At 57.0% G+C, this 16302-nt stretch carries 15 protein-coding genes and 1 riboswitch; of the genes, 8 read left to right on the top strand and 7 right to left on the bottom strand.

Annotation, left to right across the window (positions count from 1 at the left end):
- Positions 1–71 precede the first annotated feature (71 nt).
- Positions 72–204: riboswitch (cobalamin riboswitch) on the bottom strand.
- A 160-nt stretch (positions 205–364) separates the two neighbouring features.
- From C1896_10425 to C1896_10415, 3 genes are all read left to right on the top strand, one after another.
- Positions 365–583: a DUF2970 domain-containing protein gene (locus C1896_10425; protein AZZ45281.1), complete on the top strand. Its 219-nt coding sequence runs from the start codon at positions 365–367 to the stop codon at positions 581–583.
- Between the two features lie 366 nt (positions 584–949).
- On the top strand, positions 950–2608 hold the full coding sequence (locus C1896_10420) for a sulfite reductase (protein ID AZZ45280.1): 1659 nt from the start codon (positions 950–952) through the stop codon (positions 2606–2608).
- Positions 2592–3086 (top strand): DUF934 domain-containing protein, encoded by a 495-nt coding sequence (locus C1896_10415; GenBank protein ID AZZ45279.1) that lies wholly within the window; start codon positions 2592–2594, stop codon positions 3084–3086. The genes C1896_10420 and C1896_10415 overlap by 17 nt, the downstream gene beginning before the upstream one ends.
- Positions 3087–3357: 271 nt before the next feature.
- Here C1896_10415 and C1896_10410 read toward each other — a convergent pair whose 3' ends face one another.
- Together C1896_10410 and C1896_10405 are read right to left on the bottom strand one after the other, a co-directional pair.
- Positions 3358–4347: an oxidoreductase gene (locus C1896_10410; GenBank protein ID AZZ45278.1), complete on the bottom strand. Its 990-nt coding sequence runs from the start codon at positions 4345–4347 to the stop codon at positions 3358–3360.
- 11 nt (positions 4348–4358) lie between these two features.
- Entirely contained in the window at positions 4359–5384 is a 1026-nt protein-coding gene (locus C1896_10405) for a protease SohB (GenBank protein ID AZZ45277.1), read from the bottom strand.
- A 180-nt stretch (positions 5385–5564) separates the two neighbouring features.
- Here C1896_10405 and C1896_10400 point away from each other — a divergent pair, with 180 nt between their 5' ends.
- From C1896_10400 to C1896_10385, 4 genes are all read left to right on the top strand, one after another.
- The gene (locus C1896_10400) at positions 5565–6278 is read left to right on the top strand and encodes a histidine phosphatase family protein (GenBank protein AZZ45276.1); all 714 of its coding nucleotides are present in this window, start codon (positions 5565–5567) and stop codon (positions 6276–6278) included.
- A gap of 63 nt (positions 6279–6341) precedes the next feature.
- Positions 6342–6656 carry an SCP-2 family sterol carrier protein gene (locus C1896_10395; GenBank protein ID AZZ45275.1) on the top strand — a complete coding sequence of 105 codons (315 nt, stop codon included), beginning with the start codon at positions 6342–6344 and terminating at the stop codon, positions 6654–6656.
- Between the two features lie 240 nt (positions 6657–6896).
- A complete protein-coding gene (locus tag C1896_10390) occupies positions 6897–7964 on the top strand; it encodes a phosphotransferase family protein (protein ID AZZ45274.1) in 1068 nt (355 codons plus the stop codon).
- A gap of 27 nt (positions 7965–7991) precedes the next feature.
- Positions 7992–8759: a short-chain dehydrogenase gene (locus C1896_10385; protein ID AZZ45273.1), complete on the top strand. Its 768-nt coding sequence runs from the start codon at positions 7992–7994 to the stop codon at positions 8757–8759.
- Positions 8760–8819: 60 nt separating this feature from the next.
- Here C1896_10385 and C1896_10380 read toward each other — a convergent pair whose 3' ends face one another.
- Positions 8820–9467: a hypothetical protein gene (locus tag C1896_10380; protein AZZ45272.1), complete on the bottom strand. Its 648-nt coding sequence runs from the start codon at positions 9465–9467 to the stop codon at positions 8820–8822.
- A gap of 221 nt (positions 9468–9688) precedes the next feature.
- Here C1896_10380 and C1896_10375 point away from each other — a divergent pair, with 221 nt between their 5' ends.
- On the top strand, positions 9689–10471 hold the full coding sequence (locus tag C1896_10375) for a hypothetical protein (GenBank protein AZZ45271.1): 783 nt from the start codon (positions 9689–9691) through the stop codon (positions 10469–10471).
- On the opposite strand, the gene C1896_10370 is transcribed toward C1896_10375, so the two are convergent.
- The 4 genes from C1896_10370 to C1896_10355 all read right to left on the bottom strand — a co-directional run bounded on the left by C1896_10370 (position 10439) and on the right by C1896_10355 (position 16256).
- Positions 10439–11272, bottom strand: a complete 834-nt coding sequence (locus C1896_10370; GenBank protein AZZ45270.1) for an NAD(+) diphosphatase — start codon at positions 11270–11272, stop codon at positions 10439–10441. The two genes, C1896_10375 and C1896_10370, sit on opposite strands and share 33 nt — an antisense overlap.
- Positions 11272–12954, bottom strand: a complete 1683-nt coding sequence (locus C1896_10365) for a ferrous iron transporter B (protein AZZ45269.1) — start codon at positions 12952–12954, stop codon at positions 11272–11274. The genes C1896_10370 and C1896_10365 overlap by 1 nt, the downstream gene beginning before the upstream one ends.
- 37 nt (positions 12955–12991) lie before the next feature.
- Positions 12992–13804 carry an enoyl-CoA hydratase gene (locus C1896_10360; GenBank protein ID AZZ45268.1) on the bottom strand — a complete coding sequence of 271 codons (813 nt, stop codon included), beginning with the start codon at positions 13802–13804 and terminating at the stop codon, positions 12992–12994.
- 199 nt (positions 13805–14003) lie between these two features.
- Positions 14004–16256, bottom strand: a complete 2253-nt coding sequence (locus C1896_10355) for a lysine decarboxylase (GenBank protein ID AZZ45267.1) — start codon at positions 16254–16256, stop codon at positions 14004–14006.
- Positions 16257–16302: the final 46 nt, after the last annotated feature.

Below are 16302 nucleotides of genomic sequence, written 5' to 3'. Positions count from 1 at the left end.
GCAGTGGGCAACAGATAAGGCGCCTAGCCAAACCGGCACAGCGACAAAACTGAGGACGTCGCCCACCGCGACAGTTCCTGGGAAGTACGGGCTGGTATCGGGCTCAGTCGGATCGACTCTACCGTTGCGGGGGCAGCATCAGCTTGCACTGATTTCCCATTTAACCCGGACCATGATCCGGGCACCACGCACTTCAATTGTTCAACCGCTAGGCGGCCGAGGCGCGAACCTTACGCGCCGACTTAGGCAAGATCAAGCAACGACAAGCGTGACGACCCGTTGATGTCGCTAACCATCGGATTGATCTCTCCAGAAGCAGGATTGCTGACTAGACTTCAGGCACTCAGCCTCACGGAGACACTTAATGGACGACGATAGGCAACCCAAATCGCTCACGCTACGGCAGATGCTTCAAAGCATGCTGGCCGGCGCTTTGGGCGTGCAGAGCGGGAAGAATCGAGTGCGGGATTTCAGCCACGGTAAACCCAGCCATTTCATTCTGCTCGGCGTCGGCTTCACCGTAGCGTTCGTCCTGGTGATTCTGGGTATCGTCAAGCTGGTGCTCTATCTAGTCGGCGTTTAACCCGGTTATGTAGAGGCCGCCAGGTTATTGGTGGCTAACCCAGAACACTGCTGTCGCCACTGCGAGCAGGATCAGAAAGAAGATCGCGGCGGCATCTGCGCGGCTGTCATTATCATGGCGTTTCAAATGCTCTGACACAGCGGTATACCTTGTCGTTGAGGATCGCATTGATTGCAGTTAAGACCATGCATACGGAGCGCTCAAGGCCAGCGATTGAAATGCCTGAAAAGCAGCGTTTCGTTCTAAACATATTCCCAAACATCACTTTTGCGCATAAACGCTAGCTGGTATCGTGCCGGCCTCCCATCAACGGGTGCGCGGCCGTGCGCGCAGAAGCTGTAGACAGCCTGAAAAAACAGGACATTTATGTACGTATACGACCAGTATGACCAACACATCATCGAGGATCGCGTGCGTCAGTTCCGTGACCAGATTCGCCGCTATCTCGCCGGTGAACTGACTGACGCAGAATTGTTGCCTCTTCGCCTGCAGAACGGTCTGTACATCCAGCGCTATGCGCCGATGCTGCGCATTGCTGTGCCTTATGGGCTGTTGTCGTCTACTCAGATCCGCAAGCTGGCCGACATCACCCGTCGGTACGATAAGGGCTATGCCCACATCAGTACCCGTACCAACGTGCAGCTAAACTGGCCCGAGCTGGAGGATGTCCCTGACATTCTCGCCGAACTGGCAACCGTGCAGATGCACGCCATCCAGACCAGCGGCAACTGCATCCGCAATACCACCACCGACCAGTTCGCCGGCGTGGCCAAAGACGAGCTAGTCGACCCCCGCCCCTGGTGCGAGATCATTCGTCAGTGGTCGACCTTCCATCCAGAGTTCGCATTCCTGCCACGCAAGTTCAAGATTGCGGTGAACGGCGCTGCGAGTGACCGTGCAGCCATCGAGGTCCATGACATCGGGCTCGAAGCGGTCAACAACGAGGCAGGCGAGCTGGGCTTCCGCGTATCCGTGGGTGGCGGTCTTGGCCGTACGCCGATCGTGGGCAGCTTTATCAATGAGTTCCTGCCATGGCAGCACCTGTTGACCTATCTCGATGCGATTCTGCGGGTGTACAACCGCTATGGCCGCCGGGACAACAAGTTCAAGGCGCGCATCAAGATTCTGGTCAAGGCCCTAACTCCGGAAGTGTTTGCCGAGCGTGTAGAGGCCGAGTGGTCGTATTTGAAAGACGGCGCGAATACTTTGACCGAAGCCGAGGTCGAGCGGGTCAGCAAATTCTTCGTCGACCCGGCGTACAAATCTCTCGAAGACCAGAGCGCTGTGCTCGCCCAGCTTGATGCCGAGCACCCAGGCTTCGCTCGCTGGCGTGAGCGCAACGTTGTCGCTCACAAGAAATCCGGTTACGCAGCGGTCACGTTGTCACTGAAAAGCACCGGCGTAGCGCCAGGTGACGTGACAGACAAGCAGCTCGATACCATTGCCGATCTGGCGGATAGATACAGCTTTGGCGAAGTACGCAACTCCCACGAGCAGAACATGATCCTGGCCGATGTCGAGCAGTCACGTCTGTTCGAGCTGTGGCATGAGTTACGCGAACTAGGAGTCGCCACGCCAAACATCGGCTTGCTGACCGACATCATCTGCTGCCCAGGTGGCGATTTCTGCTCCCTGGCGAATGCCAAATCGATCCCGATCGCCGAAGCCATTCAACGCCGCTTCGATGACATGGATTATTTGTTCGACATCGGCGATATCGACCTGAACATCTCCGGTTGCATGAACGCATGCGGACACCACCATGTGGGTCACATCGGCATTCTTGGCGTAGATAAGAAAGGCGCGGAGTTCTATCAGGTTTCGCTCGGCGGCAGCTCAGGGCGAAATGCGAGCCTCGGCCAGATCCTCGGTCCATCCTTTGCCCAGGATGTCATGCCCGACGTGATCGAAAAGGTCATCGGCGTCTACGTGGAGCAGCGTACAGAAGATGAACAGTTTCTCGATACTTACCGCCGAATCGGTATCGACCCCTTCAAGGAGCGCGTCTATGCAGCGAATCATTAAGGACGGCCAGGTCATCGACGAGACCTGGCACCTGCTGCCCAAGGATGTGACCCTTGATGGCTTGTCCAATTGCGACGATCTGATCGTGCCGTTCCAGCTATGGCTCGATCACGCCCACGCCCTGAAGGTTCGTGACGGCGGTCTCGGCATCTGGCTGGACTCCGACGAGGCCGTGGAAGAGATTGCCGATGATCTGGAACATTTTCAGGTCATCGCACTGAACTTCCCCGCGTTCACCGACGGCCGTCATTACTCGACTGCGCGACTGCTACGAGATCGCTACGGTTACAAAGGCGAAATTCGCGCGATTGGAGATGTGCTGCGTGATCAGCTGTTCTACATGCGCCGTTGTGGCTTTGACGCCTTCGCCGTACGCCCTGATCGCGATCCCTATGACGCGCTGGAAGGGTTGAATGATTTCTCAGTCACTTACCAGGCCGCCGCAGACGAACCTCTTCCGCTGTTTCGCCGCAGATAAGGCAGCCCCAACGATACGCTGTAAAAAAACCCGCCTATTTGGCGGGTTTTTTCGTTACTGGTACATCCAAAAGTTCGGGTGCTCTACCCGCTCAATTGCGATCGTAGCGTTCTTACCGAAGGCTGCCTTGATTTTCTCTGTCAGTGTTTTCATGAGCGGCTCCTGCTGCGTTGAAGTAGCGTTAGCTTCTCTCAATCGATAACAGCGGAGAAATCGGTTTTTACTATACTCAACAAGCAAAACGCTAATGGCGCCGCGTCTGCCCATACGCTCAGTCGAGTCGAACCAACATCCTTCCGGTTTGCTGACCAGCCAAGGTACGCTCGATCGCTTCAGGCAACTGTTCCAGCGAAATCTCCTGCACCAAATCGTCTAGATTAGGCAGCTTCCACTGCACTGAAAGCTTGTCCCACATCGAAGCTTTGACGACCAGAGGGATCTCAACCGAATCGACGCCCAGTAGATTCACCCCACGCAAAATGAACGGCAGTACGTTAGCCTGAAAATTCGTTCCCGCGGTCAAGCCGCAACATGCCACGCTCGCACCGCGCTGCAGCGACTTCACCACGTTGAACAGAATATCGCCACCGACAGTATCGACCGCCCCCGCCCATTGCTCTTTGAGCAGGGGCTTCTCGGCGCCAGCCTGTAACGCGCTACGCTCAACGATTTGGGTCGCGCCAAGCTTGCGAAGGAAGTCGCCTTGCTCGGCCTTGCCCGTCACTGCCGCCACCTTGTATCCCAAGCGGGACAACAGGGCTATCGCTATGCTGCCGACCCCGCCGGTCGCGCCCGTTACCAGGATCGGCGCGTCAGTTGGCTCGAGACCTGCTTGCTCAAGTTTGTCTATGCACAGTGCAGCGGTCAGGCCAGCCGTGCCGAGCGCCATGGCCTCACGCAGCGAAAGCCCTACCGGGCGCTTAATGACCCACGCTGCCGGCACCCGAACATACTGGCCGAAACCACCAGCGGTATTCATTCCAAGGTCATAACCGGTGACGATCACTTCATCACCTACGGAAAAGTCGGCCACACTTGACTCGGCAACTGTCCCTGCTGCATCGATACCGGGTGTGTGTGGAAAGTTGCGAGTGACGCCGCGATTGCCACTCGCCGATAAGGCATCCTTGTAGTTGAGCGACGAGTAGCTGACTCGAATCAGTACTTCGCCTGCTGGCAACTCGTCAGTGTCCCGTTCGATCAGGCAAGTTTCGAAACGACCACCGTTTTCATTGGTTTGCAGTGCTTTGAAGCGAGCCATTAGTAAACCCCTTATTGCCAGAAACGTTGTTCATTAAGACGCGTCCAACCCTTCAACACACCGTGCTCAAGGACCGTGCTTGCAGCCATGCCGAATCGCTCAGGCAGGCTTTTCTTCTCTGCGTAATGCAGCTGGAACAGATCAGCTTCACGGGCCCGGGAGGCCAGGTATTCATCGCTAGTCTGCAATTCATCAACCAGCTGCTTGCCGAGCGCCGCGATCCCGAGCCACACCTCGCCCGTAGCGACCTCATCAATGCTCAGCTGCTGGCGATACCGCGCGACAAAGTTCTTAAACAACTCGTGAGTGGTTTCCAGATCGTCTTGAAATTTCTCCCGGCCCTTCTCAGTGTTTTCACCGAAGATGGTCAGGGTGCGCTTGTACTCACCGGCGGTCAGCACCTCGACATCGACGTCATGCTTTTTGAGCAGGCGATGCAGATTAGGCAGTTGCGCAACCACACCGATGGAACCGAGAATCGCAAATGGCGTGCTGAGGATCTTCTGACCGATGCAGGCCATCATGTAACCGCCACTCGCAGCAACCTTGTCGACACATACCGTTAGCGGCACGCCGGCATCGCGGATGCGCACCAGCTGTGAAGCAGCAAGCCCATAACCGTGGACCATACCACCACCGCTTTCGAGCCGTAGAACGACTTCATCCTTCGGTGTGGCCATGGTCAACAGAGCAGTGATCTCGTGACGGAGGCTCTCGACGGCCGATGCCTTGATGTCACCGTCGAAATCGAGCACAAACACTCGGGAACGGTCTTCTGGATTTTTCTTGGCCAGCTTGGCTGCCTTCGTTTCTTGTTTGCGCAGGAGTTTCAGCTGATCCTTTTCAATCATTGATTGCTCGAGACGCTCGCGCATCGATTTGTAGAAATCGTTGAGCTTGTGTACTTCCAGATGGCCACCCGTTTGCTTGGACCGCCCACGACGTAGCGAAGCAAGCGCCATCAGCACTACCAAGACAGCGGCTACCAGCGTCACCGTCTTCGCCAGAAAGCTTGCATAGTCAGCAAGAAATTCCACAGACCCTCCTTAATTAACCACGGTCGCCAGCAGGAACCCAAGTTGGCGAAAATCGCTCAAGCATACCGATTCCATTACCGGCTGAGCCAGCGGAACCAGATTCAAACGAACGTATGATTTATCGTTGACACTCCACTACGATGCCCCTACGCTCGCGAAAACTGGGTGCCGGAGCAACGCATGGGCAGTATCTACCTGATCAGACATGGCCAGGCGTCGTTTGGCGCAGAAAACTATGACGTGCTGTCTCCAGTCGGCTTCCAGCAATCGGCAGCCCTAGGTGATTATCTGGATCAAATGGGTATTCGCTTTGATCGCTGCGTAAGTGGGGAGTTGAATCGACAACAGGACACCGCGCGCGCAACGCTCCAGCGAATGACTCCTCCTCTCGAAAGCCCACTGCCGGCTATACAGATTGACGCTGCCTTCAATGAGTTTCGCGCCGACGAAGTGATTCGCGCACATATGGACGATCTCTTGGCCGTTGAGCCAGGTGCCATTCAGGTCTTTGGCAATGCAGCCAATCATCGTGCGGAGTTTCAGCGACTGTTCAAATATGTCATTCAGCGATGGGTCTCTGGCGATCACGAAAAGCAGGGGCTTGAAAGCTGGCAGAGTTTTGTAAACCGCGTTCAGGCTGGATTGAGTCGGTTGCTCGAACAGGCAAGCAAAAAAGATCACATCGCCGTGTTCACGTCTGGCGGTACGATCACAGCGTTGCTGCAATTGATCGTCGGCGTACCCCCTATCAAGGCGTTCGAGCTGAACTGGCAGATCGTCAATACGTCAATTAGCCGCCTGAAGTTTCGTGATCAGGACGTCGCCTTGGCATCATTCAATAGCCACGCACACCTAGAAATGCTGAAGAATCCGGAGCTCGTCACCTATCGATAAGCTCCAGCCGACCGCGGCCCCATAGCCGCACGTTTTTCCCCACGACAATAAAGGGTCAATCCGATGAGCAATGTCGACGAAACCATCCAGGGCATGAAGGCCAAATTCAACCCCAGCGCTGCGGCCGGCTTGGATCTGGTTTTTCAGTTCAATATCACCGATGCCGAAAACTACTACCTGGTCGTAAAAGACGGTACCTGTGACTTTCATAAGGGCGAATCGGCTGATGCCAACGTTACGCTGATCATGGATAGCGAAACCATGCAGGGCGTCATCAGCGGTGAAACCGACGGCATGCAGGCCTTCATGGCAGGCAAGCTGCGCGCCGAAGGCGACATGATGCTAGCGCTGAAGCTGAGCGAGCTGTTTCCGGCCTGATCTACCTTGACGTAAAAAGCCGAAGTCCCACGACTTCGGCTTTTTTATGCGCTTTTTTTAGGATTTTACAAGCATCAGGCGCCTTGATTACGCGGCAACACCCCGGCCAATAACGGCCGACTTCCCTTGGTGATGCTCAATGCGGGCATTAGATTAGGATCGTCGGATGGTCAATGGCGCAGTGGCTCGAAGCCTGCGATAGCTGGCCATTAAGGCATCGATAATAGAAAAGGGACAAGCATGGCGCTTACTGATCAGACCAGCCGTATACGTGACGGCGAAGAACTGCCCACCGAGGCCATCGACCAGTACCTGAAAGCCCACATTCCGGGACTAGAAGGTATGCCGAGTATTTCGCAGTTTCCAGGGGGGGCGTCCAACCTCACCTATCTGCTGGAATACCCGAAGCAGGAATTCGTGCTCCGCCGTCCTCCCTTTGGTCATAAGGCCAAGTCCGCACATGACATGGGACGGGAATACCGAATCCTCAACCAGCTCAACGCTGGCTTTCCGTACTGTCCGAAGGCCTACGCCTATTGCACCGACGAGACGCTTATCGGGGCCGAGTTTTACGTGATGGAGCGGGTCAAGGGCATCATTCTCCGTGAGGACATGCCCGCCGAACTTGGATTCACGCCGGAGCAGACCACCGCGCTGTGCAAGAGCTTCATCGACAAATTCGTCGACTTGCACAATGTTGACTACAACGCCTGTGGCCTAGGTGATCTGGGCAAGCCCGAAGGTTACGTCCAGCGGCAGATAAATGGCTGGATCGATCGGTACGAGCGAGCGATTACGGCTGACGCGCCAGGATGGGAGCCGGTTAAGGCTTGGCTGCGGGACAAGATGCCAGCCGATCACCACAAGCCGGGCATCATCCACAATGACTACCGCTTCGATAATGTAATCCTCAATCCGGATAACCCCATGGAGATCATCGGCGTTCTGGATTGGGAGATGACTACGCTGGGTGATCCTCTAATGGATTTGGGCAATACGCTTGCCTATTGGATTGAAGCGACGGACCCGGCGCCGATGCAGTTGATTCGCAAACAGCCCAGCAACGCGCCCGGCATGCTGACTCGTCAGCAATTTGTCGACTACTACGCCGAGCGCGCGGGTATCCGCATCGACAACTTTGACTATTACTACACCTATGGCCTGTTCCGCCTGGCGGCGATTGTTCAACAAATCTACTACCGCTACTTCCACGGTCAGACCCAGGACAAGCGGTTCGCCAAGTTCGTACAAATGAACGCCCTGCTCGAGCAAGTGAGCCTGCAGGTTATTAACAACTCGAAGCTGTAACACAGCTCACCAAGAGGAACCGACTCCATGAGTAAGACCAACCTATTTGACCTGGACGGCAAGATTGCCTTCGTATCCGGCGCCAGCCGTGGCATTGGCGAAGCCATCGCCAAACTGCTGGCTCAGCAAGGCGCCCACGTTATTGTTTCAAGCCGCAAAATTGATGGCTGCCAGGCGGTTGCTGATGCGATCAACGCCGACGGTGGCAAGGCCACAGCCGTCGCGTGCCATATCGGTGAACTCGAACAGATCCAGGCCGTATTCGCTCAAATTCGCGAACAGTTCGGTCGGCTGGACATCTTGGTCAACAACGCGGCTACCAATCCGCAGTTCTGCCATATTCTGGATACAGACGTGTCAGCCTTCCAGAAAACGGTTGATGTGAATATCCGAGGCTATTTCTTCATGTCCGTTGAGGCCGGCAAATTGATGCGTGAGCATGGGGGCGGCAGTATTATCAACGTAGCCTCGATCAATGGCGTCACGCCGGGCAACTTCCAGGGTATTTACTCGGTCACCAAAGCAGCGGTGATCAACATGACCAAGGCTTTCGCCAAGGAGTGCGCCCCCCAAGGCATTCGCTGCAATGCGCTGCTTCCAGGCCTCACGGACACCAAGTTTGCCTCAGCCCTGGTCAAGAACGACTCGATCCGCGAAGAAGCGCTACGTCACATCCCACTACACCGTGTTGCGGATCCCAGCGAAATGGCGGGTGCTGTGCTCTATCTCGCCAGCGATGCATCGAGCTACACCACCGGTCTGTCGCTCAATGTAGACGGTGGCTACCTCGCCTGATCAAGCGACTTATACAAAAAAGGGAACCATTAGGTTCCCTTTTTTTGCGGAGCTTTCTGGCTACCAGCCCTTCATCGCCTGTTCTGCTGCGACGCTTGCCGGTTTCGCCAACAGCCCAGCAGGGGTCATCTCGACTGTATAAACGGCGTTGTCAGCGATCGGTAGATAGCTAACTCGGCGCAGTTGCGCATCGAGCATTAGCGGAGTGCACTCGCACCGATGCAACCACGCCCAGAAATCCACCCCCGCCCGGCTGTTTCCCAGCTGCACATAGGGACGACGCGCCTGATCCTGTTGCTCGACGGCCAGGTAGCGACCTGAAAGGCGCTCCAGCCGATAGCCAGGCTCCAACCCAATGAGCGCCGCCAGCCCCTTCCAATGAAGTGCTCGTAAGTCGAGCTGCCAGAGATCGCCTTCAAGCGTGACAAAGCGAGTGCTCTGCCCCTCTTGCACCTGCACCCGATAACGCTGAAGACCATCGGCCTGAAAGGTCAGCGAAGCCAACGGCGTGCCATCACTCAACGGCTGATAAGTCGTGACGTCCCAGGCGACTAGGCCAACTAGGCCAGCCAGCGAAAGTACCAGCATTCCGAGGGTGCCACGCAACCAGCCCAGCAACCAGTGCCCACCCACAAGTAACCGCACCGCGACCAAGCCACTGAGCAGTGCAAGTAACGCGACAACCACCGCAAGCCCTATATATTGCATTGCCCGCAAATCCACCGAAATCCGACGGAGCATTATCGATACGGTCAATCAGAGCAGCCAGTACCAGAAAGGAACACTGGAGACGAGTCGACATTCTGTTGTTTGCCATTCGCTCAACCAACCCGTACCACGGCATTAGGAGGCGCTTGTCGTTGGCTTTACAAAAGCGCAACCGGCATGATGCGCCATCTCCGTTACCGATTTTGCTATGAGTGTTTCACATGCTGACCTTTGAGCTTGCGACGGACCCATTGGTATTGGCCGCCCTCATGGCCGTCGCCTTTCTTGCCGGCTTTATTGATGCCATAGCCGGCGGAGGTGGGCTATTGACGCTTCCCGCTCTGCTCACCGCCGGCTTGCCGCCACATCTGGTTCTAGGCACCAACAAACTGTGCGCAACCTTTGGCTCAGCTACGGCAAGCTTCACTTTCTATCGCAGGAAACTATTTCATCCACAGCAATGGCGATCCGCGCTCTTAGCGACTGCTATAGGGGCAGCGCTGGGCGCCGGTTTGGCACATATGATCCCGGCACGCTGGCTCAATCAGGCCCTACCTTTGGTGGTATTTGCCTGCGGGCTGTATCTGCTTTTCGGGCGGATGCCAACCACACCTCGACCGGGCGCTGAGCCAATAGCCCAACATAGACAATGGCCACAAGGCCTGACTCTGGGCTTTTATGACGGCCTAGCGGGGCCCGGCACGGGAGCGTTCTGGACCGTCAGCAACATGTTGCTCTACCCGCTCGACTTGCTAAAAGCCAGCGGCGTGGCTCGCAGCATGAACTTCGTCAGCAACGGTGTTGCACTTGCCGTATTCATTGCTGGCGGGCAAGTCGCCTGGGGGCTAGGCATCGGCATGGGGCTCGCCTTGATGGTCGGCGCATACCTTGGGGCGCGCACTGCAATCCAGGGCGGATCGAAATTCATCCGACCGATCTTTATATCGGTGGTGCTGGTACTGAGTCTGCGGCTAGCCTGGCAGCACTGGTTCGGTGCGGCCTAAGCGCCGAGCCAGATACAGATCAATCAAGTAACGGGCGATGGATTTGTGAGCAGGCAGCGCAGGCAGATCGTGGATAGAAAACCAGCTTGCATCCTCAATCTCTTCAGGCTGCATCACGATCTCTCCCGATGCATACTCGGCGTGAAAGCCAAGCATCAAAGAGTGTGGAAACGGCCATCCCTGACTGCAGATGTACTGGGGCTCATGGATAGACACCCCAACCTCCTCGTGGACTTCCCGCCTGACGCACTGTTCGACTGACTCGCCGGGCTCAACGAACCCTGCAAGCGTGCTGTATACCCCGGGGGCAAAGCGCGGTGAACGAGCCAGTAGCAGCTCGTCGCCTCGCGTTACCAAAACAATCATGCTCGGCGAGATGCGAGGGTAGTGGTGAATGCCACAACTCTCGCACTGCATCGCACGCTCCGTAGCATGCTGGCGCATCGGGTTGCCGCAGCTGCCGCAGAAGCGATGATGGCTCGCCCAAGTGCCAATCTGCGCAGCGAAACCGAGCATACGAAACCTTTCGGTATCGTCATCATGCATCATGAATTGACGCAGCCCCTGCCAGCCAGCGCCGGGCACTTCGACCGGGTGCGCCAACTCCATTAGAAACACTTGGTCGCCATCGAAATAACCCAAGCCTTGCTCGCTGAGCAACGGTAGGTCGAGGCGTTTTAGCCAATCTCTGGGGAACAGCACGCCATTTGCATCACAAAGAAACCCCTGCTGGCAATGCACGACGGCCCATCCACCGCCCATAGCCGGATCAAGCAATGCTGGCTGCCACCGTAAACTCATCAGGCAGCCACCGGCAGACCCAGTGCCCGTACACTTTCGGTCGCGAGATCCAACACGCTGATCCGTGATTCGTCGCGCCGCAGTATTGCCCCCCCGTCGAGGTAATATTCGAGGCTGGTCAATGCGTCGGCCAGAGTCTCAAGCATTTGCTCTGGTGGCATTTGCACACCCTCGAGCATCTGCTTCTGAATAAAGTCGGCACAGGCACCAATCAATTCAGCGGCGCGATCCTGTTCTAGAAAACGCAGCCCACCACGAACAGCCATCAAACTGAAAGGGACATTGGCCAAATGCAACTTTTCCCCGTTTGATTCCAGATAGGCTGTGATGGCGCGCTTGGCCAAGGCCAAACCTGCGGTCGCCTCGCCGATCACCACGATGCAAGCTTCAGCGAGCTGATGGTTGGCAAATGCCTCAGCCTCTTGGCCTGGCTGTGCAATCTGTGGACGCGAATCAAAGCGCTCGCCGCGCTCCAGGCTCGCCACCATGCTCTCGACATAGAGCACCGCATCGGCCAATTTCAACAGCGCGTGGGGCTCGGGCAGTTGTTCGACGCTCCAGCCGGACACCACCGAGAGCTGGGCATGCAAGGTACTCGATGCCGAGGACAACCCCACCATCCCCAACGTCTTCGCAAGTTTGCCTAGCAGACTATGCAGGTTTGGATACGACTCAGCCGGTGCGGTCTGGCGCTCGATGAGATCCAGCAAGTCTTTGAGACTCGCCAGCTCTTCACGGATCGCCGACGACAGGGAGCGCATCACAGCCTGGCCGGGGCCCGCCAACCGCTGGGATTCATCCTCAAGAAGATGGTCGGTGAAGGGTAACGAGCCAAGCGAAAACGTTTCCCGTACCTGACTTGCTAACGGCCCATTGCTTTCGGCTAATGCAACGAGATACAGCAGCTCCTTGAGCAGAACCCGCGGAGGTTCATAGGCATCATGACCGCTGAGCTGCCGAAGTTCTCGGTCAAGCCTGGAAAACAATTGCTTGCGTGATTGGCGCGGCAACAGTTGGCCATCCAGCTGGGCCTCCAAAGCTGCGCTCCCCAGCCAACACAGGCGACCGCCCGCCGAGTTTGCGAACAGCAGATCCAACCGGCCCAGCGCACGCGCCATAAGCTTAAGGCTGGCCGAGGCATTGTCTTCACGAATGAAGCCGAGCAAGCCCACCTGGTACATTTGACGCAACCGGCGCGCCTCGGCCGCACGCGCAGCGGGCTCGCGCACCGCAGCCTCGATTGGCGGACGCGCATGATCGAGGCGGACGCTGAAGAAGAAACTTTCGGGTAACGGCGACTGGCCACTAACCAACCGCAAAGCATTGATCGGCGGCAGCAGCAGTTCGGGCATTTCCTGCCGGCTGGCGTCGACGCTTTCGAGATAACGTCCAAGCACATACAGCGCATTACTCAGCGCTGCCAACTGACTGTCTCGATCTTCCCCCGCCCCTACGGGGATGTCTGTCGCCAGCTGGAGTATTTCCTGCGCGAGCAGTTCGGCGCCGGTCAACTCGATGAGCCGCAGCGTGCCGCGAACCTGCTTGAGATTCTCGACAGCCTGCTGCAACAGACCGCTATTGTTTCGGTCGATGATGAAATGCTCGAGGCTCTGCTCGGCTTCTTCCATGGTAGCGAACAACTCATCGCGAACCAGGCTGAGTGAAGTAGCTCCGGTAACCATGCCTAGCGCGCCTCCCGCGCAACGTTTGAATGATGCATCAGTCAGCGAAATCCGGTTTCTGCTTGCTCATATGGGCCGCCATGGCCACCTTCAGGTCAGCCGACTGAAGCATCGCTGCATTCCAGGTGGCGATGTACTCGAGGCCATCATCGACACGGTGGTCGCGCATATAGCGAATCATCTCCTTGGTCCCACGAATGGCGACTGGTGACTTCGCGGCGATATCGGCCGCCAGAGCGAAAACCCCAGCCATAAGGGATGGTTGGTCGGTGTAAGTTTGATTGACCAGGCCGATGGCCTTCGCTTCCTGCCCGTCAACGTTACGCCCGGTGTATGCGAGCTCGCGCATCATGCCGTCGCCGATGATTCGCGGTAGTCGCTGCAGCGTACCGACATCCGCCGCCATCCCCATATCGATTTCCTTGATCGAAAACTGCGCATCGAGCGTGCAGTAACGCATATCGCAGGCAGCGATGAGATCGATCGCACCGCCAATGCAGTACCCTTGGATCGCCGCTATGACCGGCTTGCGGCAATTATCCACCGCGTTGAACGAGCTCTGAAGCTTGAGAATCTGGCGACGCAGGCGTTCGGCGTTGCGGCCCACATCGCTGCCCATCTGGGTCGCGGCTTGCGCCAATAGTTGAAGATCAATACCCGCTGAAAAATGCTTTCCCTCGCCCGAGAGCACCACGACCCGAATGTCGTCCGTATCATCGATCCATTGGAAGATATCGACAATTTCGCTCCAGAATGCAGCATTCATGGCGTTGACCTTGTCAGGTCGGTTAATCGCTACATGGGCGATCTTGTTCTTCAACTCCACACGGAAGGCTTGGTAGTCGGTCACGCTATCATCCTCGACAGCCGAGGCACTCAGTGCCTGAACGGGTTCGACAGCCCCACACAGGGAGGACTGCTCTCAGCCGAGCAACTATAACAACAGCCGAGTGAAAGTCGATGCGGGACGATGTGAAGCAGCCCACGCCCTCGCACATGATCTTCTTTGACAAGCTGCGATACCGGCTGGATGGGCCGAGTCATACGCTCTACCCCTCGAGGATGCAATCGACTGTATAACCTACCCCGTCCGGATGCTCCTCGTGCTGCAGCCCATGTACATCAGCATCAAATCCAGGAAATTGCGCGGCGAACCTCTGAGCGAAAGCTAGATAGTCGAGAATCGAGCGCGTTTCGGAGGTGAAGCGCTCGCCCGGCATGATCAGCGGAATCCCTGGAGGGTACGGCACCAGCATGACCGCGGCGATGCGACCTTCCAACGCCTCGATGGAGACTGCCTCAACCTCGCCGCGTACCAGCTTGTCGTAAGCCTCGGCCGGCTTCATTGCCAACGCAGGCAGGGCGGTATACATCCGCCTCATCGCTCTTGCGGTGGCGTTCTTGCGGTAACAATCATGGAGCGAGTCGCATAGATCCCTCAGCCCCATCCCCAAGTATTGGCTGCCGCCTGCCTGCACCACAGTCGGCAACGCATCGCATAACGGTACGTTGTCGTCGTAGTGTCGTTTGAATTCCAGTAACTCGGTCAGCAAAGTGCTCCATTTACCCTTGGTGATACCCATGGAAAACAGCACCAGAATAGAATAGAGACCGGTTTTCTCGACGACCAGCCCCCGTTCCCAGAGAAACTTGCTGACCACTGCCGCTGGAATGCCCCGCTCGCTCAACTTGCCACCGGCGGTCAGACCGGGCGTTACCAGCGTGACCTTGATCGGATCGAGCAGCACGTAATCATGGGCGACGTCCCCGAAACCGTGCCAATCCGCTTCCGGCTGCAGCAGCCAGTCGCTGGTGACCAGTTCGTCCGCCCCATCTGCCGAAGCAGGCTGCCAGATGCTAAACCACCAATCATCTGGCGCCAGATGCTGTCGCAGATTAGCCAACGCGCGGCGAAAGCTCAGCGCCTCGTCGAAGGTTTCCTGGATCAGTGAGCGACCCGCGGGGCCCTCCATCATCGCCGAGGCGACATCGAGCGAGGCAAGGATGCCGTACTGCGGGGACGTGGAGATATGCATCATGAAGGCTTCGTTGAAGCGATCACGATCCAGCTGTCGCTGCTCACTGTCGAGGACATGAATCATTGATGCCTGGCTGAAAGCCGCGAGCACCTTGTGTGTCGAATGGGTGGTGAATACCAGCGGCCCCTGCTCGCGAGTGTCCATCCCGTAACGCCCGTCGTAGAACTCGTGAAACGCGGCGTAGGCGTACCAGGCCTCGTCAAAATGCAAGACATCTACGCTATTGCCGAGGGTCCTCTTGATCAGGTTAGCGTTGTAGCAAAGGCCGTCGTAGGTGGAGTTGGTCACGACCGCCAGCTTCACTCTTGGCGAGCGCCCACGGGTGAGTGGGTTGGCATCGATTTTGGCCTGAATCGATTCCGGGGAAAACTCCTCGAGTGGAATCGGACCAATGATTCCGAGTTCGTTGCGTGAGGGAGTTAGATAAAGAGGAATTGCGCCGGTCATGATGATCGAATGCAGTATCGACTTGTGGCAGTTACGATCCACCAGCACCAGGTCGTCCCGGGCCACCATTGAGTGCCAAACGATCTTGTTTGCTGTAGAGGTTCCGTTGATTACGAAAAACGTGTGATCTGCACCGAAGTTTCGGGCCGCTCGGGCCTCGGCCGCTGCCAACGGACCAGTGTGATCGAGCAGCGAGCCAAGCTCAGGCACCGACACCGACAGGTCGGAGCGCAGCGTGTTCTCGCCAAAGAATTGATGGAATGCCTGCCCGACCGGGCTCTTGCGAAAAGCGACACCACCGCCATGGCCAGGCGTGTGCCACGAGTAGTTGGAGTCTCCCGTATGCTGCACCAGCGCGCGGAAAAACGGCGGCAACAACCCATCCAAATAGCTCCGCGCAGCGCGAGCGACTTGCCGTGCGAGGAACGGGACGGTGTCCTCGAATAGATAGAGCAACCCGCGCAGCTCGTTCAGGTCCGCCATCGCCTCAGCTGGCGCATTCTCGATGGTGATCTGCTCACCAAGCGCAAAAATTGGTAGCTGAGGCGCACGCCGGCGTGCGACTCGTATCAGCCCCACGACATCCTGTAATAACCGTTGGTTTTCGCCAGCGCCTTCTGCAGCAACCAGGATGCAGGCCAGCCCGTGATGGGTTGACGCGACAATTCGACCCTCTGCAGCACTTCCCGTGGGGAGAATATGAAAGCCGTCCCGCTCAAGCTCGGCTGCTATTTCTCGTACTCGCTCGCCGGCGACCGTATCGGCCTTGATGTCACGGTGAACAATGAGGATGGGGAATTTGAGGTCTTTGTACATGAGGGCGTCCTGGAGGGAGTCCTCTCCAGCGTAGAGGCTCTACCCG

The sequence above is a fragment of the Pseudomonadaceae bacterium SI-3 genome (assembly GCA_004010935.1).
Taxonomy (GTDB): domain Bacteria; phylum Pseudomonadota; class Gammaproteobacteria; order Pseudomonadales; family Pseudomonadaceae; genus Stutzerimonas.
This window is presented reverse-complemented; position numbering and strand designations above follow the sequence as displayed.

Bases quoted from the DNA above. Each gene is read 5' to 3' on its own strand.
- C1896_10425 (AZZ45281.1), top strand. From the start codon at position 365: ATGGACGACGATAGGCAACCCAAATCGCTCACGCTACGGCAGATGCTT.
- C1896_10420 (AZZ45280.1), top strand. From the start codon at position 950: ATGTACGTATACGACCAGTATGACCAACACATCATCGAGGATCGCGTG.
- C1896_10415 (AZZ45279.1), top strand. From the start codon at position 2,592: ATGCAGCGAATCATTAAGGACGGCCAGGTCATCGACGAGACCTGGCAC.
- C1896_10410 (AZZ45278.1), bottom strand. From the start codon at position 4,347: ATGGCTCGCTTCAAAGCACTGCAAACCAATGAAAACGGTGGTCGTTTC.
- C1896_10400 (AZZ45276.1), top strand. From the start codon at position 5,565: ATGGGCAGTATCTACCTGATCAGACATGGCCAGGCGTCGTTTGGCGCA.
- C1896_10395 (AZZ45275.1), top strand. From the start codon at position 6,342: ATGAGCAATGTCGACGAAACCATCCAGGGCATGAAGGCCAAATTCAAC.
- C1896_10390 (AZZ45274.1), top strand. From the start codon at position 6,897: ATGGCGCTTACTGATCAGACCAGCCGTATACGTGACGGCGAAGAACTG.
- C1896_10385 (AZZ45273.1), top strand. From the start codon at position 7,992: ATGAGTAAGACCAACCTATTTGACCTGGACGGCAAGATTGCCTTCGTA.
- C1896_10380 (AZZ45272.1), bottom strand. From the start codon at position 9,467: ATGCAATATATAGGGCTTGCGGTGGTTGTCGCGTTACTTGCACTGCTC.
- C1896_10375 (AZZ45271.1), top strand. From the start codon at position 9,689: ATGCTGACCTTTGAGCTTGCGACGGACCCATTGGTATTGGCCGCCCTC.
- C1896_10370 (AZZ45270.1), bottom strand. From the start codon at position 11,272: ATGAGTTTACGGTGGCAGCCAGCATTGCTTGATCCGGCTATGGGCGGT.
- C1896_10365 (AZZ45269.1), bottom strand. From the start codon at position 12,954: ATGGTTACCGGAGCTACTTCACTCAGCCTGGTTCGCGATGAGTTGTTC.
- C1896_10355 (AZZ45267.1), bottom strand. From the start codon at position 16,256: ATGTACAAAGACCTCAAATTCCCCATCCTCATTGTTCACCGTGACATC.